Origin of the sequence: Pseudomonas sp. RW409 (genome assembly GCF_003184125.1) — a bacterium.
Taxonomy (GTDB): domain Bacteria; phylum Pseudomonadota; class Gammaproteobacteria; order Pseudomonadales; family Pseudomonadaceae; genus Aquipseudomonas; species Aquipseudomonas chlororaphis_I.
The window spans coordinates 659199-681279 of sequence record NZ_QHHP01000042.1 but is presented as its reverse complement, the minus strand read 5'-3'; the positions used below and the strand labels follow the sequence as shown (position 1 = coordinate 681279).

At 63.2% G+C, this 22081-nt stretch carries 15 protein-coding genes; 7 read left to right on the top strand and 8 right to left on the bottom strand.

The genetic code is table 11. The features are described 5' to 3' along the window. Positions 1-282 precede the first annotated feature (282 nt). Complete coding sequence (gene mmsB, locus DK261_RS30120) at positions 283-1170, bottom strand: 3-hydroxyisobutyrate dehydrogenase (protein WP_038630543.1); 888 nt, start codon at positions 1168-1170, stop codon at positions 283-285. Positions 1171-1181: 11 nt separating this feature from the next. Continuing rightward, positions 1182-2708 (bottom strand): CoA-acylating methylmalonate-semialdehyde dehydrogenase, encoded by a 1527-nt coding sequence (locus tag DK261_RS30115; RefSeq protein WP_009046853.1) that lies wholly within the window; start codon positions 2706-2708, stop codon positions 1182-1184. A 153-nt stretch (positions 2709-2861) separates the two neighbouring features. Between DK261_RS30115 and DK261_RS30110 the strand changes: the two genes are divergently transcribed. The 3 genes from DK261_RS30110 to DK261_RS30100 all read left to right on the top strand — a co-directional run bounded on the left by DK261_RS30110 (position 2862) and on the right by DK261_RS30100 (position 5548). After that, a complete protein-coding gene (locus tag DK261_RS30110) occupies positions 2862-3812 on the top strand; it encodes a LysR family transcriptional regulator (RefSeq protein ID WP_009046852.1) in 951 nt (316 codons plus the stop codon). 181 nt (positions 3813-3993) lie between these two features. Then, positions 3994-5157: a polymorphic toxin type 44 domain-containing protein gene (locus DK261_RS30105; RefSeq protein ID WP_110177260.1), complete on the top strand. Its 1164-nt coding sequence runs from the start codon at positions 3994-3996 to the stop codon at positions 5155-5157. Then, positions 5138-5548 (top strand): hypothetical protein, encoded by a 411-nt coding sequence (locus DK261_RS30100; RefSeq protein ID WP_080710473.1) that lies wholly within the window; start codon positions 5138-5140, stop codon positions 5546-5548. The genes DK261_RS30105 and DK261_RS30100 overlap by 20 nt, the downstream gene beginning before the upstream one ends. 100 nt (positions 5549-5648) lie before the next feature. Here DK261_RS30100 and DK261_RS30095 read toward each other — a convergent pair whose 3' ends face one another. From DK261_RS30095 to DK261_RS30085, 3 genes are read right to left on the bottom strand one after another with little or no spacing between them, the layout of a single operon-like run. Next, positions 5649-6128, bottom strand: coding sequence for an OmpA family protein (locus DK261_RS30095; RefSeq protein ID WP_151263569.1), 480 nt, complete (start codon positions 6126-6128; stop codon positions 5649-5651). A 28-nt stretch (positions 6129-6156) separates the two neighbouring features. Then, entirely contained in the window at positions 6157-7425 is a 1269-nt protein-coding gene (locus DK261_RS30090) for a diguanylate cyclase domain-containing protein (protein WP_009046849.1), read from the bottom strand. Further along, entirely contained in the window at positions 7422-8000 is a 579-nt protein-coding gene (locus DK261_RS30085) for a YfiR family protein (RefSeq protein ID WP_028681599.1), read from the bottom strand. The genes DK261_RS30090 and DK261_RS30085 overlap by 4 nt, the downstream gene beginning before the upstream one ends. Before the next feature lie 321 nt (positions 8001-8321). Here DK261_RS30085 and DK261_RS30080 point away from each other — a divergent pair, with 321 nt between their 5' ends. The 4 genes from DK261_RS30080 to DK261_RS30065 all read left to right on the top strand — a co-directional run bounded on the left by DK261_RS30080 (position 8322) and on the right by DK261_RS30065 (position 12725). Further along, positions 8322-9173 (top strand): sugar phosphate isomerase/epimerase, encoded by an 852-nt coding sequence (locus tag DK261_RS30080; RefSeq protein WP_028681598.1) that lies wholly within the window; start codon positions 8322-8324, stop codon positions 9171-9173. Between the two features lie 12 nt (positions 9174-9185). Next, positions 9186-10244 carry an isopenicillin N synthase family oxygenase gene (locus DK261_RS30075; protein WP_016704198.1) on the top strand — a complete coding sequence of 353 codons (1059 nt, stop codon included), beginning with the start codon at positions 9186-9188 and terminating at the stop codon, positions 10242-10244. 43 nt (positions 10245-10287) lie between these two features. Beyond that, positions 10288-11085 (top strand): ABC transporter substrate-binding protein, encoded by a 798-nt coding sequence (locus DK261_RS30070; RefSeq protein WP_016704199.1) that lies wholly within the window; start codon positions 10288-10290, stop codon positions 11083-11085. Positions 11086-11183: 98 nt separating this feature from the next. After that, a complete protein-coding gene (locus DK261_RS30065) occupies positions 11184-12725 on the top strand; it encodes an amino acid ABC transporter permease/ATP-binding protein (protein WP_110177258.1) in 1542 nt (513 codons plus the stop codon). A 29-nt stretch (positions 12726-12754) separates the two neighbouring features. Here DK261_RS30065 and recD read toward each other — a convergent pair whose 3' ends face one another. Genes recD through recC form a run of 3 tightly spaced genes read right to left on the bottom strand, consistent with a single transcriptional unit; the run spans position 12755 to position 21968 of the window. After that, positions 12755-14830, bottom strand: coding sequence for an exodeoxyribonuclease V subunit alpha (gene recD, locus DK261_RS30060; RefSeq protein ID WP_028681596.1), 2076 nt, complete (start codon positions 14828-14830; stop codon positions 12755-12757). After that, a complete protein-coding gene (gene recB, locus DK261_RS30055; protein WP_028681595.1) occupies positions 14827-18519 on the bottom strand; it encodes an exodeoxyribonuclease V subunit beta in 3693 nt (1230 codons plus the stop codon). Before recB ends, recD begins: the two co-directional genes overlap by 4 nt. Further along, positions 18516-21968: an exodeoxyribonuclease V subunit gamma gene (recC, locus tag DK261_RS30050; protein ID WP_028681594.1), complete on the bottom strand. Its 3453-nt coding sequence runs from the start codon at positions 21966-21968 to the stop codon at positions 18516-18518. The genes recB and recC overlap by 4 nt, the downstream gene beginning before the upstream one ends. Positions 21969-22081: the final 113 nt, after the last annotated feature.

Below are 22081 nucleotides of genomic sequence, written 5' to 3'. Positions count from 1 at the left end.
CTTAGCTATCAATCCCGATACTGCCAGGGCATGTCTTATACATTGTCGCGATAAAGCCACTTGCGAATACTTCATCGCCTACTGTGCAGATATTACGGGCGATATTCGGCTGTAAGACTGTCATGAACCGATGAATTGATTTTTCTGAACAAGCGCAATTGCCGAGGACGGCGCACTCGATCCCGGCCTGTGCCAGCGGGCTACAGGGGAGCGAGGTCCATTGAAGTAAGAGAGATGGTAAAAAACCGGGAGCCCGCCCGACGCGGGCTCCCGGAAAAACCCCTATTGGGGCTTGCGATAGCTGTTGACGATAGCCGAGAAGTCCATGCCCCCTTCCCCGCGCTGGCTCATGGCCTGGTACAGCTGCTGCGCCACGGCGCCCAGCACTACCGGCTGATGCGCCTGGCGGGCGGCCTCGGTGGCCAGGCCCAGGTCCTTGAGCATCAGTTCGGCGCCGAAGCCGCCGGTGTAGCCGCGAGCGGCCGGTGCGGTTTCGATCACCCCGGGCCAGGGGTTGTAGGTGTCGGAACTCCAGCAGCGCCCGGTGGAGCTGTTGATGATGCCCGCCAGCACCTTGGTGTCGATGCCCAGGGCATCGCCCAGGGCCATGGCCTCGCTGACGCCGATCATCGAAATGCCCAGCAGCAGGTTGTTGCAGATCTTGGCGATCTGCCCGGTCCCCACTTCACCACAGTGCACGATATTGCGGCCCATTTGCGCCAGCACCGGCTGCAGGGTGGCGAACAGTTCGGCGCTGGCGCCGACCATGAAGGTCAGGGTGCCCGCCGCCGCGCCGCCGGTACCGCCGGATACCGGCGCATCGGCCACGGCCACGCCTTGCTTGGCGGCGGCCGCGGCCACGTCGCGGGCGGTCTGCGGGTCGATGGTGCTGCAATCCACCGCCGGCGTGCCACGGGCGATACCCGCCAGCACCCCATCGTCACCCAGCCAGACGCTGCGCACATGGGGCGCGGCCGGCAGCATGGTGATCACCAGCTCGCTGTCTTCGGCGGCGGCGCGCGGCGAGGTACTGATACTGCCACCCAGTTCGGCCAGTTCGTTGAGCACGGCCTGGTTCAGGTCGAACAGGTTCAACTGATGCCCGGCCTTGAGCAGGTTGCGCGCCATGGGTGCGCCCATGTTGCCCAGACCGATGAATGCGATTTTCATGAGCCGACTCCTCAACGCAAATGGATGGTGGTGTTCACGCCATCGTTGACGCTGTCATCGTCGAACCAGCGACTGGTGACGGTCTTGGTCTGGGTATAGAACTGCACCACTTGTTTGCCATAGGGCCCCAGATCGCCCAGTTTGGAACCACGGGAACCGGTGAAGCTGAAGAACGGTACCGGCACCGGGATCGGGATGTTGATCCCGACCTGGCCGACATCGATTTCGCTCTGGAACTTGCGGGCCGCTGCGCCACTCTGGGTGAACAGGCCAGTGCCGTTGCCGAAGGGGTTGCTGTTGACCAGGGCGATGGCCTGGTCGAGGGTGTCCACTTCCAGCACCACCAGCACCGGGCCGAAGATTTCCTGAGTGTAGATCTGCATGTCGGTGGTCACCCCGGAGAACAGGGTCGGGCCGACGAAGTTGCCCTGCTCGAAACCCGGCACCTTGACGTCGCGACCGTCCAGCTCCAGCTTGGCGCCTTCCTTGATGCCGCTTTCGATCAGGCTCAGCACACGCTCCTTGGCGCGCTTGGAAATCAGCGGCCCGACATCGGTGCCCGGCTCGCTGCCGGCATTCACCTTGAGTTTCTGCGCCAGCGCCTTGAGGTCCGGCAGCCATTGTTTCGCCGCGCCCACCAGGACCACCACCGAGGTGGCCATGCAACGCTGGCCGGCCGCGCCGAACCCGGCACCGACCAGGGCATTGAGCGCCTGTTCGCGATTGGCGTCAGGCAGCACTACGGCGTGATTCTTCGCGCCCATCATCGACTGCACGCGCTTGCCGTGCTTGCCCGCCAGGTCGTAGACGTGAGTGCCCACCGCAGTGGAGCCGACGAACGACACCGCCTTGATGTGCGGGTGGGTGCACAGCTTGTCCACCACGTCCTTGCCGCCATGCACCACGTTGAGCACGCCCGGCGGAATCCCGGCTTCCAGCGCCAGCTCCACCAGCAGCATGGTCGACAGCGGGTCCTGCTCCGAAGGCTTGAGGACGAAGGTGTTGCCGCAGGCGATGGCCATCGGGAACATCCACAGCGGAATCATCGCCGGGAAGTTGAACGGGGTGATCCCGGCGCAGACGCCGATCGGCTGGCGCAGGGTGTAGGTATCGACGCCGCCGGCGACGTTCTCGGCGAACTCGCCCATCTGCAGGCTGCCGATCGAGCAGGCATGCTCGACCACTTCCAGGCCGCGGAAGATGTCGCCTTCGGCATCGGCGATGGTTTTGCCCTGTTCGGCGCTGAGCACCTGGGCAATGCGCTTGGAGTGTTCGCGGATCAGCGCCTGCAGCTTGAGCATGATGCGCATCCGCGCGCCGATCGGGGTCAGCTTCCAGGTCTGGAAGGCGCGCTGCGCGGCTTCGATGGCGGCGTCGACTTCATCCGCCGTGGCAAAAGGCACCTTGGCCAGCACCTGCTGGGTGGCCGGGTTGGTGATGTCGTGCCATTCGCTGGTCCGGGATTCGACCCACTGGCCGTCGATCAGCAGCTTGACCTGCTGCAAGGTGGTGCCGTCGGACTTGAGGGATGCGTTCATACGGGTCTCCTGACTTCTTGAGGTTCTTATGCAGGGAGCCAAGGCGTGGGACCGCCTTGAAATGAGGCGTGCGTCGCGAGTTGGTTGTCGGACTGTTTTTGGAGTATAGATGTGCAAACTTCTAATAAGAACGCACATAAAAGCCGGTCCATCATGCAAAAAAACATCACATCCCTCGGCTCGCTGAACTGGGACGACCTGAAGTTTTTCCTCGAAGTGGCCCGCACCCGCAAGGCCAGCAGCGCGGCCAAGCGCCTGGCGGTGGACTACACCACGGTGTCGCGGCGCATCGGCTCGCTGGAAGTCGCGCTGGGCACCCTGCTGTTCGAAAAGTCCCGGACCAACGGCTTTGTCCTGACCGCCGAGGGCCAGCGCCTGCTGGGTTATGCCGAGTCGATCGAAAGCACCCTGCACATGGCCTGCGAACAGGTCTCGGGCTCGGGCGTGGCCCTGTCCGGCCATGTGCGCATGGGCTGCACCGAGGGTTTCGGCAGCTTTTTCATCACCCCGCAGCTGAGCCATTTCGTCGACGCCTACCCGGCGATCTCGGTGGACATCCTGCCGCTGCCGCACTTCATCAGCCTGTCCAAGCGCGAAGCCGACATCGTCATCGCCCTGGAGCGCCCGGAGCATGGTCCCTATGTCTGCTGCAAGCTCTGCGACTACCGCCTGCAGCTCTATGCGACCCAGGAATACCTCGACCAGCATCCACCGATCCGCCGCCCGGCGGACTTGAGCGAGCATCAATTCATCAGCTACGTGGACGACCTGGCGTTCAGCTCGGAGCTCTTGTACCTGGCCAATGTACTGCCCGGCGCCAGCGCCAACCTGCGCAGCACCAGCGTGATCGCCCAGTACGTGGCGGCGCAGCAAGGGCGCTCGCTGGCGATCCTGCCGTGCTTCCTGGCCGCCCAGGACCCACGCCTGCTGCCAGTGCTGCCGGAGGAAATAGACATCACCCGACAGTTCTGGATGTACTGCCGCGAAGACCTGCGCAAGCTCAAGCGGATCACCCTGCTGTGGGACTACATCCGCAACGTGACCGAGCAGAATCAGGACCTGCTGATGGGGCAGAGCCGGGCGATGGTGTTTGCCGACTCATAGTCCTGCAGGAAGATCCGCTGGCCTTGCCAATGTTTTGCGACAGGGATTGATCGTAATTAGCAGGCCCCGACAGACTCTCCAACCAAGTTCAGAATCGTCCTAAAGCCTTAGCCATCGCCACTTGCTAGGTTCGCGAAGCTCGACAAAGAGCCTCGCGGATCAGCTAATGCAAGGACGATAAATGCTCTCTTCTGCTCGCCTGGGCGACAAACACGTCTGTCCTCTTCCCGGTCACGGCACTACTCCTATTGCTTGCGCTTCTGCTGACATCAACATCAACTTCATGGGAGCAGCCCGAGTCGGTGACACTTGCGGTTGTGGCGCGGTCATCACCACGGGGTTTCCCTCGATCATCCTGAATGGTCGTCCCATGGCCCATTTAGGGAGCCCGACCAGTCACGGTGGGACAATCATTACGGGGTCGGGTGATACCTTCGGTGGCTTTGTCATGGGGCCTGTTCCCGATGCGGCAATCATCAACTTCGCCATACTCGGAGTGTTCCGCCCGGACGGCTCGGTAGACGATGAAAAGATGGCGACCTTGCTGGCCGACCCGAGACTGACCGAGAAGGCGACTGCTGCAAATGCTTTGGTCGATCCCAATGCGGCCTCTAAGGCGCCCGAAGAGAAGCCAGAGCCGAACGATGGGCCAGAAGGCTGTACCCACCCGAACATGATGGAGAAGCTGGCGAGCTACATCGCAGATGAGATGAATAGCAACATCCACCACTCCTCCGTCTTGAAGATGAAAGAGCTGCTCAGCTATGACGTTGCGGAAGAGACCCGCAAGCAAATGGCCCTGCCGTGGTATGCCCAAGTCGGAAATACCAGCCCTCAAGCTATCGGCGCTTCAAACATCGCGGCAGCTATGGCCCTTTGGACTGAACGAGTGGGCCAGGGTTGTGATTGGGACCACAAACCGAAGATTCATGCAAAATTTGGCAGGTATCGCCACAGGCAAGGCAAGTACGACTACTTCTACGATATTTGGTCGAACATTCACTACGGCTATGTTGGTATGGCTGGAGGACTCACTGAAGGCGTCCTTCTGGATGGCGCTGGGGTCGAGCAGATTGTTTCAGATCAATTACGACGGTGGGGAGAGCAGATAACCGTCGCCAAAGAAGAGCAAAGGCTCAAAGGACCTCATGCCACAGAAGGCGTAGAAGGGATGCGCGCCTGGGACGACGTCCCGGATCGGATTTCAATTAGTATCGGCATGAAACTCTACAACGAGTATCCAAACGGGGGCATCACGGCAAAAATGATCATGGACGAAGTGCTTGCAGTTACACCGGAAGAATGGGGAGATGGCGCCAGTGTCCATGTCTGCGAAAAATATTAAAGCCCGATATGTTATTGGGGCGCTCGTTGTTTTCCCATTGTTGTTCTGGTACATGGCGACCCCCGTCGTCCGTGTCCATTACTCTAAAGAAGGTACAGACGAACTTCGGCTAATCTGGAACACGCAGCACAGCATTCATAAAGAAGGAATGCTTCCAGGGCAAGCCACTTATGACACTGGGCATATTTTCCCCAATGAGAAGTTCTTCATGAACTTCGACTGGTGGAATAAGAAGACTCTGCGGAGATGCATAAACATCACGCCAAAATGGGGGAGCGCGATAGACATTTACCTTGATGGCGCAGGTCGCATCGACACTGTTAAAACCGCCCCGGATGTTATTGCTCGTTTGAAACGATGTGAGGGTGATTCTGATCCTTTCCGGTCCTAAAGTGCCCTACCAAGACCACCATGTGGGATTACATCCTCAGCGTGACTGAACAGAATCAGGGCCTGCTGATGGGGCAGACCCAGGCAATGGTGTTCGCCTATTAGTCGGCGATGACCACGATCGAGACGCGACGGTTTTCGGTACGCCCGGCCACCGTGCTATTGGAGGCTACCGGTTCGCTGCTGCCGAGGCCGCGCAGCTGGATGTTTTCTTCACGCATGCCCGTGGCCACCAGCACCTTGCTCACGCTTTTCGCCCGACGCAGGGACAGTTGCTGGTTATAGGTTTCCCTGCCGGAGGCATCGGTGTGGCCATCGACCCGGACCTTGTCGATGTGCACGCTGACCAGGGCCTTGCCGATGCGCTCGACGATCTCGGTACTGGCGGCATTCAGAGTCTCGATATCGCTGCCGAACAGCACCTTGCCGGACAGGCCGAAGGCCCAACCTTCATCCGTCAGCTCAAAGCCCTCCTGCTTGAGCACCGCCACTTGTTGCGGGGTCAGCCCCTTGGGCGGCACGCTCTGGCAGCCGGTCAATGAAAGCAGCGCCAGCAACAGGCCGGCGGTGAAAAGTCGCATGAAAGGTCGAGTCAATGAAAACAAAGAATTAGCTCCTGGATTGAACGTGAACGACGGGGGGCTCCGACCCCGCGGTGTGTTGCCCGCCTCGAGAGACACGCTTGGCCTGATACATCGCCGCATCGGCGGCGTTGAGCAGAGCACCCGGGGTGGTGCCATGATCAGGGTAGACGGCAATCCCGATACTGAGCGACGTCAGCACCGAAGTACTGCCTGGCAAGGCGATCGGCAGCTCCATGCTGGCGATGATTTTTTCGGCGATGCGCTCGGCGTCCTCGATGCGGTGCAGCGGGGTCAGCAGAATGGCGAACTCGTCGCCCCCCAGGCGCGCCACCAGGTCTTCCTCGCGCAACTGCGCCCGCACCCGCGATGCCACCGCCATCAGCACCGCGTCGCCGGCGGCGTGACCGAAGTTGTCGTTGATGCCCTTGAAGCGGTCGCTGTCGAGAAACAGCACCGCGACCCGTTCATTGAGCTTGCTGGCGCTGCGCAGCGCGCGGATCAGCCGGCCCTCGAAAAACGCCCGGTTCGGCAACCCGGTCAGGCTGTCGTGGCTGGCCTGGTGGGCCAGGGTTTCGTTTTCACTCTGCAAATGGGTTTGCCAGGCCTCCAGCTCATCGAGCAGGGCATTGAAGTCGTTGCCCAGGTTATCCAGCTCGGCAATCTTTGCCGGCGGTACCCGCACGTCGAAGGCCCGCTCGCGGCGCGCGGCATGCGCCACATCGGCCAGGCTGCGCAGCGGCCCGGTAATGCCGCGCAACTGACGGCGCGCCAGGTACAGCGCCACCCAGGCGCTCACCGCGATGCACAGGACAATCCCCACCAACCCACTGAGCAGGAAGCGCAACAGGCTGCCGCCGTGCCCGGTCAAGGCAACACTGCCGATCTCCTGGCCCTGATACATGATCGGCACCGTGATGGGCTTCTCGAGAAAGGCGCGGGCGATCTGCATTTGCAGGTCGCTCAGCAAACCGGTTTCCGGACGCTCCCAGTGGGCCAGCACACGGCCCCGGGCATCGAGCACCTGGGCCTCGGCCACTTCTTCGGTGGAGGCGATCAGGGCCAGGGCTTCGGTCGCCGCGGCGCTGTCGTTGAACACCACCGCCGCTTCGACCGTGTAGTTGATCGAACGCGCGATCAGGTGCAGGTTGTGATCGGCATACACCCGCAATGCCAACACCCCGAGCAGGGTCAGGGACAGGCTGGCCATGGAAATGGCCAGCAGGGCGACAATCAGATGCCCGCGGCCAATGACCGAACGCAAGGTAGGGCGAACAGGCGATTTGAAGAGACTCATGGCGCCGCCGGTCGACGACGGGAGAGTTGCAGCACGCTCGGATGAATCCGCACACCACTGCGGGCCACTGAATCCAGGTTGACCTCGAATGACACCTGGTTGTCTCTGACACGCAGGCAGAACAGACTGCCCACCGTGCACTGGTCGCCGCCTTCGCTGATGCTCAGCACCGGATGACCGGCCAGGGAAGTGAACAGGCGGGCACGCTGGTCATCGGTCAGCTTACCGATGTACACCGAGTCGCACTCGCTGACGATGGCTGGGTTGTCGGCCAGCAAGCGCCGCACCAGGACCGGGCGGCCGGTGGCCTGGGTCGTGCCCTTGACCAGATCGTCGGTGTATTCGGTCGGCCCCACCACGCACAGGCGCAGCTGTGCCGGCTCCACCGGCCAGCGCGCATAGCTGAGAATGCCCAGCACCACCTGAGTTACTGCCTTGGCGCGCTGGTCTGCCAGGCTGACAGCCGCAGGCTCGGGTTGCGCGACGGCAAAAGTGCTCAGCAGACAGACCAGGGTGGACAGCAATACCTGCCTCCAGCCCAAAAAGCGCTCTGTCGCCGAGACAGCCACGTTCATGCAGGGATTCTCTTTGATCGTCATACAATGATGCCGCAACGATAGCACAGCAGGGGAACCCCCCGCGAGGCTCCCAGGCATGGGTAGCAGGCTATTGGTTTAGAAAAAAATGAAGTAACGATTTGAGCCTTCCTATTCTTCATGCCTGCATCGCCTGCTTAAGATCGGCGCCAGAGAGTGAGCCATCCAGGCCCCCTCGGTGAGATCGGATCCGCAGAGATCCGGCTCAAGGAATGTCTTTTGCTACTGCCCAGTATCGCCGCCTCGGCCACACGCCGCTGCGGTGCCATGAGTAGCCCAAGACATCTTTGAGGTTAGCCGATGCAACTGGAAATATTCCGCACACTCTGGGGCTATACCGCCAGCAAGGCCCAGGCACTCGACGAACTGCTGGCCGCCGGCTTCGACGGTATGGAAGCCCGCCTGCCTTTGCAAGCTCGTGAACGCGGCGAATTCGGCACTTTCCTGCGGGACAATCGCCTCGGCTATATCTGCACCGTTTTTACCGCCTACGACGTCCTGCCCAAACAGTCGGCCACGTTCCAGGAACACCTGCTGGACCTGGACCGCAAACTCGCCTGGGCCGCCGAGCTGGCACCGCGCTTCGTCAATGTCCTGGCCGGCAACGATCGCTGGCCCCTGGCGCAACAAGTCGAGTTCTTCGGCCAGGCCATGGAACTGGCGCGCAAGCATGGCCAGTTCTGCAGCCTCGAGACTCACCGTGCCCGCTCGCTGTTCAACCCCTGGGTCACCCTGGATCTGATCCGGCAATTGCCCGATCTGCGCTTCACCAGCGATATCAGCCATTGGGTCGTCACCTGCGAACGCCTGCTGGACGATCCTTTCGATGACCTGGCCCCCTTCGTCGAGCGCGTTCACCACATCCAGGCCCGGGTCGGTTATGACCAGGGGCCGCAAGTCCCGCACCCCGCCGCCCCGGAATATGCCCGTGAACTGGCGTTCCACCAGCAACACTGGGAGGCCGTCTGGCATTCGCAAAAGGCCCGTGGCTACCAGGTCAGCACCCTGACCCCGGAGTTCGGCGCCGACGGCTACCTGCATCACCTGCCCTTCACCAACGTGCCGGTGGCCGACCTCTGGTCGCTGAACCAGTGGATGGCCAGGACCGAGCGCGAACACTTCGACCGCTTCACCCACTCAACCCGTCCGTGAGGTTCTTGCGTCATGCCCGAGAAGATCGACAACACCCCGGCCAAGGCCAACTTCAAGCACATCCCGGTGGTGGACATCGCCGGCCTGTTCAGCATCGAGCTGGAACACCGGCTGGCCGTCGCCGAGCAGCTGGGAGCAGCCGCCAGCGAAGTGGGCTTTCTCTATATCACCAGCCATGGCATCGACCCGCAGTTGATCGCCGATTTGCGTCAAGCCGCCAGGGACTATTTCGCCCAGCCCCTGGACACCAAGATGCAGCACTACATCGGCACCTCGAAAAGCCACAAGGGTTTCGTCCCCGAAGGCGAGGAGGTGTATTCCAAGGGCAAGCCGGATCACAAGGAGGCCTTCGACATCGGCTTCGAAGTACCGGCCGACGATCCCCTGGTCCTGGCCAACACGCCGCTGCTGGGGCCGAACGAATGGCCGGCGCTGCCCGGTTTCAAGGAGGCGGTACAGGCCTATTACGCGGCCATCTTCGCCCTCGGCAGGCGCCTGTTCAGCGGGTTTGCCCTGGCCCTGGGCCTGGAAGAAAACTACTTCGACGCCCTGGTCACCCGCCCGCCTTCCAAGCTGCGCCTGATCCACTACCCCTTCGATGACGCGGCCCAGGATGCCCCCGGCATCGGCGCCCACACCGACTACGAGTGCTTCACCATCCTGCTGGCCGACAAGCCGGGCCTGGAGGTGATGAACAACCTGGGCCAGTGGATCGACGCCCCGCCCATTGCCGACGCCTTCGTGGTGAACATCGGCGACATGCTGGAAGTGATGACCGCCGGCGCCTTTGTCGCCACCGCCCACCGGGTGCGCACGGTCAGCGAGGAGCGCTACTCGTTCCCGCTGTTCTACGCCTGCGACTTCCACACCCTGATCAAGCCTTTGCCGCAGTTCGCCAAGGCCTCGGACGACTATGAGCAGATCGCCATCGGCGAACACATGTATGGCCAGGCCCTGCAGACCTATCAGTACCTGCGCAAACGCGTGGAGAACGGCGAGATCCGCTTGCCGGAAAAAGCCCGCAAGCCTTCGAGCTTCGGCCACCTGAAACATCAGTCGCAAGCGTCCTGACACCCCTTTCGCCCTGTGCTTCCATCCCCTGGAGAGACCCACGATGCTTAACAAAAACAACGTTGCTCGCCTGACCCTGCTCACCGCCGGCCTGTTGTGCGCCACTGCCGGCCTGGCCTCGACCGCGACACCCGGCCAGTTGAAGATCGGCATGGAAATCACCTACCCGCCGTTCGAGTCCTATGACAGCGAGAAGAACGTGGTCGGCTCCGACCCGGAACTGGCCCACGCCCTGGCCAGGCATCTGAACGCCAAGGCCGAGTTCGTCGACACCAAGTTCCCCAGCCTGATTCTTGGCCTCAATGCCGGTCGCTACGACGCGATCATTTCCGGCATGTACATCACCCCGGAGCGGCAGACCCAGGCCATGACCATCGCCTATGCGAAAACCGGCGCGGCGATCATGGCGTCCAAGGACAGCGGCCTGAATCCGCAAACCCCTGAAGACCTGTGCGGCCTGAAAGTCGGCCTGGAACAGGGCACCACCTGGGTCGGCCAGTTGCAGAAGCTCTCCAGCGACTACTGCGTGCCGAACAACAAGGGCGCGATCAGCGTCAGCGAATACCCCTCGGCACCTGAAGTGACCCAGGCCCTGCTGTCGAAGAACATCCAGGCCCAGGTGGAAATCGCCGGGGCGGCGAAGATGATCGCCGAACGCACCAAGGGCCGGGTGGTCGTCACCAGCCAGCACCTGATCTATCAGCAGACCCTCGGCATCTTCGTCAAGAAAGGCAACGACGCCACCTACAAGGCGCTGCAGGAAGCCTTCGCCGAGAGCCGCAGGAACGGCGAATATGCCGCGATCCTCGGCAAATACAACCTCGAACCCGTGACTGACTGACAAGCCACTGCGGCGCATGGATGCGCCCGTGACCGGCCCCTGATCGAGCGCACGACGCCCGTCCTGATGCCTGCGATCCGAAGCCGCCTGAGGTATTTATGCAATTCGACTGGTCCTACTTCTTCTCCCTGTTTTCCCTGCCCAGCTTCTGGCACGCCTGCGTCACCGTGGTCCAGCTCAGCGCCCTGGCCTGGTTCATCGGCATGCTGCTGGGCTTTCTCCTGGCGTCGGCCAAACTCTCCAGCGCCGCCTGGCTCAGAACCCCGGCAGCGCTGTACATCTGGTTCTTTCGCAGCATCCCGCTGCTGGTGCTGGTGGTCTTCGTCTACAACCTGCCCCAGCTGTTTCCGGCCACCGGCTCGGTGCTGTCCAACCCCTTCTACTCGGGGCTGTTCGCCCTGGTGGTGACCGAAGCGGCGTACATGGCGGAAATCCACCGCGGCGGGCTGATCTCGGTGGCCAAGGGGCAGAAGGAAGCCGGTCGTGCGTTGGGGATCGGCCTGGTCGGCCTGCAACGGCTGATCGTCATCCCCCAGGCCTTCCGCATTTCCTTGCCGACCCTGATCAACGAGTACATCACCGTGGTCAAGCTGACCTCGCTGATCTCGGTGATCTCCCTGACCGAACTGCTCACCGTCGGCCAGCGCCTGTATGCGCAGAACTTCCTGGTGATGGAGACCCTGGCCGCGGTGGCGGTGTACTACGTGCTGATCGTCACCCTGTTCGCCTGGCTGCTGCAGCGCCTGGAACGCCATCTGGACCTGAACCTGCGCACGCCACAAACCCTGGACGACGCCGGCACCGAGTGGCTCCGGCAGCAGGCGCAACCGCTGCACGCCCGCCCGCGTCCAACAGCGGTGGCCGGCAGCGCCCCGGCCCTGCAGCTGCAAAACATCCACAAGCGCTACGGCGATCATCAGGTGCTCAAGGGCGTCGACCTGAACGTCGCCAGCGGCCAGGTGATTTCCATCATCGGTCCGTCCGGCTCGGGCAAGACCTCGCTGATCCGTACCATCAACGGCCTGGAGCGCATCGACCAGGGCGAGATCGTGCTGTTCGGCAACAGCTTCATCAGCGCCGGCGACAACCTCAACAGCCCGCAGGTGCGCGAGGGCGTGCGGCACATCGGCATGGTCTTCCAGAACTTCAACCTGTTCCCCCATCGCTGCATCCTCGACAACATCTGCCTGGCGCCGCGTTACCACGGCAGCAGCAAGGCCTTGAGCGCGCAGCAGGCCTACGCCTTGCTGGACAAGGTCGGCCTGCTGGCCCACGCCCACAAGTACCCGCACCAGCTGTCCGGCGGCCAGCAGCAGCGCGTGGCGATTGCCCGGGCCCTGGCGATGGAGCCGCAGATCATGCTCTTCGACGAGCCGACCTCGGCCCTCGACCCGGAGCTGGTGGGCGATGTGTTGAATGTGATTCGTGACCTGGCCAGAGAAGGCATGACCATGTTGATCGTCACCCACGAGATGGACTTCGCCCTGTCGATTTCCGATCGAGTGATCTTTATGGAGGGCGGCAATATCCAGCTGGACGCCAGCCCGCGGGCGATCCGCGAAGAAGAAGCCGGAGAGCGGGTCAGGCGCTTCATGGGGCTCGAGCAGCCCAGCGCAACGGCGCTGGCCGCGGCGCTCTGATCGCGTGCTGAGCGCCAGCGGCCCGGCGCTCAACCCAGGTCGAGCATCAACCCGCTCAGGCGCTTGACCTTGCGCCGCACCGCCTCCTCGAACACCCCGGCCCGCGGCTCGATCAGGCTGAACCAGTCCTTGGCCCGGGTGATGCCGGTGTAGATCAGCTCCTTGGTCAGCACCGGGTTCAGCGCCTCGGGCAGGATCAGCGCGGTGTGGGCGAATTCCGAGCCCTGAGATTTGTGCACGGTCATGGCGTACACGGTTTCCACATCATTGAGCCGGCTCGGCAGCACGAAACGCACGCCACCCTGGCCGTCGTTGCGCGGGAAGGCCACCCGCAGCACCCGCCGCCCGTCCTGCGCGCCTTCGTGCTCGGGCAGCTTCAAGGCAATGCCGATATCGCCGTTCATCAGGCCCAGGCCGTAATCGTTGCGGGTCATCAGCACCGGACGACCTTCGTACCACTGCTGATCGCTCTCGATCAGCCGCGCCTTGAACAGGGCGGCGGTGATCCGCTGGTTCAAGCCCTCGACACCCCAAGGCCCCTTGCGCACCGCGCAGAGCAACTGGAACTGGTCGAAGGCCTGCAGCACATCGCGGGCCCAGGCGGTCCAGCGCGGATCTTCCAGCGCGGTATCGGCAGGCGGGCGCTGGCCGCGCAGCAGGCTCAGGTAATGCCGGTAACCCTGTGGCCCGTCACCGTGGCCCTCCAGCAGCAAGCGCTCCAGGGCGCGATCCTGTTCGCCCTTGAGGCTCAAGCCATACAGGTCGGCGTGGCTGCGGGCGGCCAACAGGCGGCGCGCTTCCTCGGCCTGCTGCTGGTTGACCCAGCGTGCCAACTGGCCGATACCGCTGCCTTCGCCGAAACGCCGGGAGTGACGCAGCATCACCACCTGTTGGGCCAGCGGGTGAGTACCGGCGTTATCTTCCTGCAGACCGCTGTCCGCCAATTGTTCACCGCTGACGGCCTCTAGCCAGTTGCGGGTCTGCGGGCTGTACCAGCCGGCCTCGGCATCGCGGCAAAGATCGCCAAGCACCGCACCGGCTTCCACCGAGGCCAATTGATCCTTGTCGCCGAGTAACACCAGGCGCGCGTGCACCGGCAACGCATCGAGCAGATTGGCCATCATCTCCAGGTCGATCATCGAGGCTTCGTCGACCACCAGCACATCCAGCGGCAAGCGGTTGCCGGCGTGATGGCGGAAGTGCCGGGTGCCCGGACGGTTGCCCAGCAGCCGGTGCACCGTGGTCACGTCGCTGGGGATCTTCTCGCGCACGCTGTCGTCCACCGACAGGGAACGCACTTGCAGGCTGATGGATTCGGTCAGGCGCGCCGCCGCCTTGCCGGTGGGCGCCGCAAGGCGGATACGCAAAGGCTTGCCGGCTTCGACAGCTGGTGCCTGGAGCAAGGCCAGCAGGCGCACCACGGTCGTGGTTTTACCGGTACCGGGCCCGCCGGTAATGATGCTGAAGGCGCCACGGGTGGCCAGCGCACAGGCGAGTTTCTGCCAGTCGACCGGCCCCGTCGCCCTGGCCGCCCCGAACAGGCCGCCGAGGCGCTCGACCAGGTCCGCGGGGGTTTCCTCCTGCACCGCCAGGCGCTGGCGCAAGGCATTGTCAATGCGCCGCTCATAGGCCCAGTAGCGGCGCAGATACAGGCGTTTGCCCGACAACACCAAAGGCCGCTGGCGAGCCTGCTCGCTCTGGTCGGCCGCCAGCGCCACCAGGCGACTGGCCGCCAGGGCCTTGCACCAGTGCGCCCCCTCTAGCGTCGCCAGCACCTGCGACGGCAGTACCGCCGCGGTGCTTTGCAAATCGCCTTCCGGCGGCAGGGACAGGGCGAAATCCGGCTCCTTGAGGGTTTCGAACAGGTCCAGGCAGACATGACCATGGCCCAGTTGATGGCTGGTCAACGCCGCGGCCATCAGCACCAGCGGATCGCCTTGCGGCTCCAGTTCATGCAGGAAGCCTACGAAAGCCTTGTCCAGGGCGCGCAGCCAGCCGCGCTCGACCCAACGGTCGAGCAACAGCAGCAGATCGGCAGCCCGTACCAGGGGCGCCAGGTCGGGCTGGGGCTGGGGTTCCAGCGGCGTCAGCAGGTCCTCGATCACAGCAATACTCCCTGTTCCCACGCCGGCTCGGCCTTGGGCTGCTCAGGCTTGCCCTGGAACAAGCGGTCCAGGCGCTCGATCAGCTCACGGGGCGGCCGGGTGAAAAACACGCCGCGGCTGGCCGAGCCCGTGCCGCGCAAGAACAGATACAGGGCGCCGCCCATGTGCCGGTCGTAATCGTAGTCCGCCAGGCGCGCGCGCAACTGGCGATGCAGGGCCAGCAGGTACAGCACGTATTGCAGGTCGTAACGGTTGTCGAGAATCGATTGTTCCATGGCCTGCTCGGTATAGGCGGCGTCATCCACGCCCAGCCAGTTGGATTTGTAGTCGGCCACGTAATAGCGCCCTTCATGCTCGAAGGTCAGGTCGATAAAGCCCTTGAACATGCCGTTGAGCAGGACCGGTTCGGCGGTCACCCGCGGCACGCCTTGATGGGTGTACTGGCGCACCAGTTCGTCGAGCTTGAGCACGTCGACCTTGTGGCTGGCGAACCAGAATTCCATCTCGACCCGGTATTGGCTCAACTGCGCGAGCACCACCGGTGGCCGCCCCGCCCCGGCAGGCAAAGGCAGTTGCAACAGGTGCCGCAACCAATCGCTCAGGGTCCGAATCCAGCCTTCCCAACCGCGGCGATTACAGCGCCGACCGATGGCATCCTCGATAGCAACGGGGTCGGCGACAAACCCCTCGTCACCGGCCCACTCCAGCAGGCCATGGAGGAAGGTCCCCGGGTTCGGTCCACGGGGGAAGCGATGGATATCCGCGCCGCTGGCCACGACTTCACGTGGGGCATCGGGGTCGAGGCGCTCGTCGTCGAAGAGTTTCTGCGCCTGCGGGCTTTCCGGCGCCTCGGTATTGCCGGCGCCCAGGCTGTCACTGATACGCAGGGCACTATAGGAAGCGATCCACCAGTTTTCCGCGGCGCGCCGCTTGGGAGCCAGGGGCGCCAACAGGGTGGCGTCGTTGCGTGGCGGATGGAAACGGCTGTCGGTGGCGCTGGGCATTTCCCCGACACTCATGGCCTCGCAGCCTTGCTGCAGGTCTTGCAGCCAGCGCGCCAGGCCACTGGACTCGTTCAACAGCGCACCGCCGCCCAACAGGTAACCCAAGGCAGAAAGGTGCAATACCGAGCTGTTGTGGTTGCCGCGCTTGAGGTCGGCGACACCCAGCCAGCAGGCATGCTGGGCACGGGTCAGAGCCACGTAGAGCAGGCGCAGGTCCTCGGCCAGACGCTCGTCGTCGGCCTGGGCAATCAGCTCCGGGGTCGGTCGCAGCGTCACCTGGGCCTTGCCCGATTCGTCGTGGTAATGCAGCGGCAGGCGACTGCCATCCACCGGCTTGGCCGAACAGATGAACGGCAGGAACACCAGCGGGTACTCCAGGCCCTTGGACTTGTGGATGGTCACCACCTTGACCAGCTGTTCGTCGCTTTCCAGGCGCAGGATCTGTTCTTCGCCAGCCTGCCCGGACAAGGCCAGGTGCTCGGCCAGATGGCGGATCAGCGCTTGTTCGCCATCCAGTTCGGCAGCCGCCTGCTGCAACAGCTCGGACAAGTGCAGCAGGTTGGTCAGCACCCGTTCGCCATCGCTGCGGGCGATCAACGCCTGGGGCAACTGGAAGTCATGCAACAGGCGCCGCAGCATCGGCAGCACACCCTGGGTGCGCCAGATCAGGCGATAACCGCGGAACTGCATGACCCGGCTCTCCCAGGCCAATTCGTCCTGGTTCAGGCGCTCCAGCTCCACCAGCGGCAGGTTCAGGGTGATGGAGGCCAGCGCGGCGCGCAACGGGCGCTCGATATCCGGCTCGGCACAGGCCTTGAGCCAGGCCAGCAGGTCGTGGGCTTCCTGGGCGGCGAATACCGAGTCCTTGTCCGACAGGTACACGCTGCGCACCCCGCGCGCAGCCAGCTCACCGCGCACGGCCTGAGCCTCCTTGCCATCGCGGACCAGAATGGCGATGTCCGCCGGCAGCAGTCCCGTGAAGGGCTGGCCGTCGCGGACGAAGCCGGCGCTGGCCTGCTGTCCGCCGTTGAGCAAGACGACAATTTCGCTGGCACAGGCCGCCGCCAGTTGCTGCCGGTACAGCGCACCGGAAATGGCTTGCTCCGTGGGCAGGTGCCAGATATTCAGTGCCGGCACCACCTGCCCTTCTCTCTGTAACTGCTCTTTGCGCCCCTGGGATGCCACCGACAGGAACGGCACCGGGTTCTCTCCGTTTTTCTCCCGGAACAGGAACGCGCCGCGCCCTTGCTCACGGGATTCGGCACGCTCGAATACGTGGTTCACCGCCTTGACCATGGCATGGCTGGAACGGAAGTTGGTGCCCAGGGTATGCAAGCGGCCGCTGGTGGCCTGGCGAGCGCGCAGGTAGGTGTAAATGTCCGCGCCACGGAAGGCGTAGATCGCCTGCTTGGGGTCGCCGATCAGGAACAGGCCGGTCTCGGGATTGTTGTCCTCGATGCGGTAGATGCTTTCGAAAATCCGGTACTGCACCGGATCGGTATCCTGGAATTCGTCGATCAGGGCTACCGGGAACTGCTCGCGAATCAGCGTCGCCAGCCGCTCGCCACCCTCGGCCTGCAACGCGGCGTCGAGGCGCAGCAGCATGTCGTCGAAGCCCATCTCGGCCCGCCGGCGTTTTTCCTCTTCGAAACGCGCACCGACCCAGCGCGCGGCGTGTTGCAACACCGCGGCGTCGGGGCTCGGCAAGGCATCGAGCGCGGCCTTGAGCCCGACCATGGCCTCCAGTGCGGGATGATCCGGCGCATCGCCCTTCCAGGCCTCGGCCATGCCTTCGGGGGTCAGGCGGCTGAAGCCGGTGCCGATATCCAGTTGCTCTATGGCCTCGTCTTCGGCCCAGGCGGTGATCTTTTCGAACCAGGGCTCGAAGTAACGCGCCTGCATCTTGCGGCCATCGACCGCCTTGCTGGCGACGCCCTGCAAGCAGATCTCCCGCAGCTGCGCGGCCCATTGCAACCAGGGTGCCTTGAGCTGCACCAGGGCGGCGCGTCGTTCCAAAAGACAAGCTTCGATCAGTTGAGCCGGAGTCTGCTCCTGATCCACTTCACGCTCGCTGCCAAACAGCGCACGCACCCTTGGCAGCAAGGCCGCGGGTCCACCCCAGTTGGCCCGTACCCAGTTCAGTGCATCGCCCTGCATCGGGTAGCAAAACAGGCGCCAGTAATCGCGCAGCACTTCACCCAGAAGATCGCTGTGGTCGGTTTCCAGGGTCTGGGTAAACAGGCTGCCGCTGTCGAACGCGTGCTCGCGCAACATGCGCTGGCACCAACTGTGGATGGTCGAGACCGCGGCCTCATCCATCCATTGCGCGGCGATATCCAGGCGGCTGGCGCAACCCGGCCATTGCTCGGCGGCGAACTGATCGCGCAACTCGGCAATCAGCGCGTCGGGCGCGGTGGTTTCCTCGCGGAAGAAGCGCGCAGCTTCAGCCAGGCGGGTGCGAATCCGTTCACGCAGCTCCTTGGTCGCCGCGTCGGTGAAGGTCACCACCAGAATCTGCGGTGGCAGCAACTCGCGACCGAACCCAGCCAGTTCGCCGCCGTGTCCCAGCACCAGGCGCAGGTAGAGCGCCGAGATGGTAAAAGTCTTGCCAGTACCGGCGCTGGCTTCGATCAGTTGGCTGCCCCGTAGCGGGAACGCCAGGGCCAAAGGTGCTTGCCGGGTCATGCGTCTGCCTCCCCATTGGCCGCGGAGCGCCAGGGCGCCTGCAACAGTGGGCGGTACAGCGCCTCAACCCAGCCGCTGAAGGTTTCATCGGCGATCAACGCGTTGTAGTCCGGGTACTGGCGCGCCAGGGCCGGGCTTTCCCGACGCTCGCCATCGCTGGTCTGGCCGTCGCCTTCATAAGCTTTGCGCGCCGCGGCTTCGGCCTTGCCCGGGTCGCTCTGGCCCAGCCAGGCAAAAGCGGTTTTCACGGCTACCGGCAGCGGCTGGCACATGCCCGCCTGCCAGGCCAGCAACAGATCGCCCAGGCTTTGCAGTGCCGATTCGCGATCCAGAGGTGGCAGCAATAAGGTGTCGTCGCTGGCCACCAGCGCGGTGGTCAAGACATAACCACTGGCACAGGCCACCAGGTGATTGACCCAGGGACGAGTCAAGCGGTGCCACTTGCGGGTCTTGAGTGAGCCAATGCTGTTGGGGATAGTGGTGACCGACAGCAACCCACCATCGCTGCGTTGGTGCAGGCCGCTCAACCAGCCTTCGAGTTTCACCTCATTGAGTTCCAGGGTAATCGGCAAGGCGCTGGTGACGGGGGTTGGCCATAGCTCCAGCAATTGCCGATAGCGCATCAACAGATCCGGCAAGGGCTCGATCAGTTCTCTTTGCAGGCTCTCGCCAAAACCGGCCATGGGCAGCAAACCGCTGGCCTGCAGCCGCTGCGCCTGGGCCTGCAAGGCCTGGTCCGGATCATCGGCACTGTTCAACGCCGCCTCCAGCAGGCTGTCGCTCAGGCTGTAGCGTTGCAACGCGTCGAGCACAAAAGGCTCTTCGTCGGCCAAGGGCGCGTCGGCCGCCTCGAAGAACACCTTGAGGCGCTGGCTGAAGAAGTGCCGCACCGGGTTGCGCAGGAAGTCCTGCAATTGCCCCAGGCTTAAAGGCTCTTCCTGGACATAGGGCGCCAGAGGCTCGAGCGCTTGAGGAGACGCTTGGGTCTGGTGCAACAGCTGCCACTCACGGGCATAACTGAACAGTCCATCGCCCTCATGGAAATAGCGGGCACTGAAAGGTTGCAACGGATGCTCCTGGGTCATGGCGTGGAGCAGGTCGTCCTGGTCATTCGCCAGCTTCCAGCCACTGGCCAGGTGATCGCGCAACTGGCCGATCAGCACCGAAGCCGGGCGTTCGCTGTTGTCGCGAATGCTGCGACCGACCCAACTGACATACAGTTGATCCCGCGCCGAAAGCAGCGCCTCCAGCAACAGGTAACGGTCGTCTTCACGCCGCGAACGGTCGCCGGGGCGGTAGTCGCTGCCCATCAGGTCGAAGTCCAGCGGCGGTTGTGCCCGCGGGTAGTCGCCGTCGTTCATCCCCAGCAGGCATACCAGCTTGAATGGAATCGCGCGCATCGGCATCAGCGTGCAGAAGTTCACCGCACCGGCCAGGAAGCGCTGGGACAAACGCCCCTGGTCCAGGCCGGCCAGCCAGGCCTCGCGGACCACAGTCAGCGGCAGCTCATCGCACAGGCCGACCGACTCGCAGGTTTCCAGCCAGGTTTCGCGCAAGTCTTCGAGTTGGCTCAGCAGGTAGTCGTCATGCTCGGTACTGGCCAGGAAGAACTGCTGTGTGAGGGCTTGCAGGCGCTCGCCCCACTGCGGCGGCGAAGCCGGCAAGGTGAGGTTCTGATACGCCGTCTCCAGTGCATCGAGCAAGGCCACCAGCGGCCCGATCAGTGCCGCGTCCAGGCCACCGATTTCATCGTAAGGCTCGATTCCCTCACAGGCATCGGAGCGTCCCACGGCGTAGCCCAGCAACATGCGGCGCAGGCCGAAACGCCAGCTGTTCTGCTCCAGTTCTTCCGGCAGTCCCAGGTCGGCCCGTTGTTCGGCGTTCATGCCCCAGCGGATGCCGGCACCTTCGATCCAGCGATGCAAGGTCGGCAGATCGGCTTCGTCTACACCAAAGCGGGCGCGTAATGCCGGGACATCCAGCAGGTCGAGGATTTCGCTGACGGGGAAACGGCTGTCCGGCAGCTTGAGCAGATGCTCCACGGCAATCAGCAATGGGTCGCGGCCACGCTGGCCCTGGTCTGTCAGGGTGAATGGAATGAAACGCCGATCGTCACGCTCCAGCTGACCGAAGACCGCGCGAATATGCGGCGCGTAACTGTCGATGTCCGGGACCATCACGATCACATCTCGCGGACGTAATTCGGGGTCCTCACTGAAGCGCGCGAGCAGTTGGTCGTGGAGAATTTCCACTTCGCGCTGGGCACTGTGGGCAATGTGAAAACGGATCGACTTGTCCTGTTGCAGATCGATCGCCGGCCATAATTGGCGAGTCTCCTCCAACGGGCGTAATTCGAGAATATCGTCCTGCAGCTGGTTCAGCAGGGTCTGCGGCTGGCTCTCGCTGAACAGGTCGATACGACCGTCGCGAAAGGCTGAGCGATAGCTGTTGGGATCGTCGTAGCTGTCGAGCAGGTTGATGTAGTCACGACCCTGTTTACCCCAGGCGGCGAGCAGCGGATGGGCATGCTGATGCAGGGTCTGTGGGTCGAGCACCGCGGGCATTTCCGCCTTGCGCGCCTGACGTTTGTATTGATGGCGCAACAGGTCCTTGTCGGCGACGATATCTGCCCAATGGTGACGACAGGGGTTGTGCACACACAGCAAAACCTGACTGAAGCGGGCCAATCCAGCCAGGGCTTCAAGGGCTTGTGCCGGCAGGGAGGAAATCCCGAAAACGATCACTCGCGAGGGCAACCCTTGTGGCGCCTTTTCCAGGTTGAGAATACGTTCGATGAAACGTTGGTGAACGCCGGCGCGACTCTGCGCCATACCCTCTTCCCCCACATCCAGCAACAACGCACGCCACAGTTCGGCCTGCCAGCAGTTGGCGGGGGTCAGGGCCTTGGGCTCGCCTCGAGCACTGCGTAGTTGGTGACGTCCTGCTGCCCAGTCTTCCAGCCAGTCGGCGCGATAAACCTGATATTGGTCGAACAGGTCAGCCAGGCGCTCGGCCAATTGATAGCGCTTGCGCAGATCCGTGTCGTGAGTGAGGAAACGTCGTAGCGGTTCGAAGTGCGGCTGATCGATCAGCTCGGGCAAGAGTCGCATCAGGCGCCAGGTCAGCGGGGCTTTATCCAGCAGGGATTTGGGCGGGATTTCATCGCGTCCCAGCACCATGCGATAGAGCTGCCACATGAAACTGCCGGGAAGTTGCACGTCGATGGCGGCGGCGATGCCGCAGCCGCCCATGTCGTCTTCCTCGGGATCCTCAGCCAGTGCCAGCTTCAGCCATTGGGCAATGCCGTTGCTCTGGACCAGGGCGATCTCATTCTCCAGAGGCGCCAAGGGATAACGCCGCATCCAGCTGACCACCAGGCTGCGCAATTCGTCCAGGCGGTTACCGTGAACCACCATAAAACCAGCGCTGAGGGACATGGCGTCCGGCATAAGGGCTTCCTTGGAAAATGCAAAAGCTAGGGCCGAACCTTAGCACTGTCGCGCAGCGGTGACAGCTGAGAGGACCAACGTGAGTGTTGCGGGGGATGAGGCATTTTTTGTCG

Excerpts from the sequence above, each read along its gene's own strand:
- DK261_RS30110 (WP_009046852.1), top strand. The coding sequence starts at position 2,862 with ATGCAAAAAAACATCACATCCCTCGGCTCGCTGAACTGGGACGACCTG.
- DK261_RS30115 (WP_009046853.1), bottom strand. The coding sequence starts at position 2,708 with ATGAACGCATCCCTCAAGTCCGACGGCACCACCTTGCAGCAGGTCAAG.
- DK261_RS30095 (WP_151263569.1), bottom strand. The coding sequence starts at position 6,128 with ATGCGACTTTTCACCGCCGGCCTGTTGCTGGCGCTGCTTTCATTGACC.
- DK261_RS30075 (WP_016704198.1), top strand. The coding sequence starts at position 9,186 with ATGCCCGAGAAGATCGACAACACCCCGGCCAAGGCCAACTTCAAGCAC.
- DK261_RS30070 (WP_016704199.1), top strand. The coding sequence starts at position 10,288 with ATGCTTAACAAAAACAACGTTGCTCGCCTGACCCTGCTCACCGCCGGC.
- DK261_RS30065 (WP_110177258.1), top strand. The coding sequence starts at position 11,184 with ATGCAATTCGACTGGTCCTACTTCTTCTCCCTGTTTTCCCTGCCCAGC.
- DK261_RS30100 (WP_080710473.1), top strand. The coding sequence starts at position 5,138 with ATGTCTGCGAAAAATATTAAAGCCCGATATGTTATTGGGGCGCTCGTT.
- DK261_RS30105 (WP_110177260.1), top strand. The coding sequence starts at position 3,994 with ATGCTCTCTTCTGCTCGCCTGGGCGACAAACACGTCTGTCCTCTTCCC.
- DK261_RS30085 (WP_028681599.1), bottom strand. The coding sequence starts at position 8,000 with ATGAACGTGGCTGTCTCGGCGACAGAGCGCTTTTTGGGCTGGAGGCAG.
- mmsB (WP_038630543.1), bottom strand. The coding sequence starts at position 1,170 with ATGAAAATCGCATTCATCGGTCTGGGCAACATGGGCGCACCCATGGCG.
- DK261_RS30090 (WP_009046849.1), bottom strand. The coding sequence starts at position 7,425 with ATGAGTCTCTTCAAATCGCCTGTTCGCCCTACCTTGCGTTCGGTCATT.
- DK261_RS30080 (WP_028681598.1), top strand. The coding sequence starts at position 8,322 with ATGCAACTGGAAATATTCCGCACACTCTGGGGCTATACCGCCAGCAAG.
- recC (WP_028681594.1), bottom strand. The coding sequence starts at position 21,968 with ATGCCGGACGCCATGTCCCTCAGCGCTGGTTTTATGGTGGTTCACGGT.
- recB (WP_028681595.1), bottom strand. The coding sequence starts at position 18,519 with ATGACCCGGCAAGCACCTTTGGCCCTGGCGTTCCCGCTACGGGGCAGC.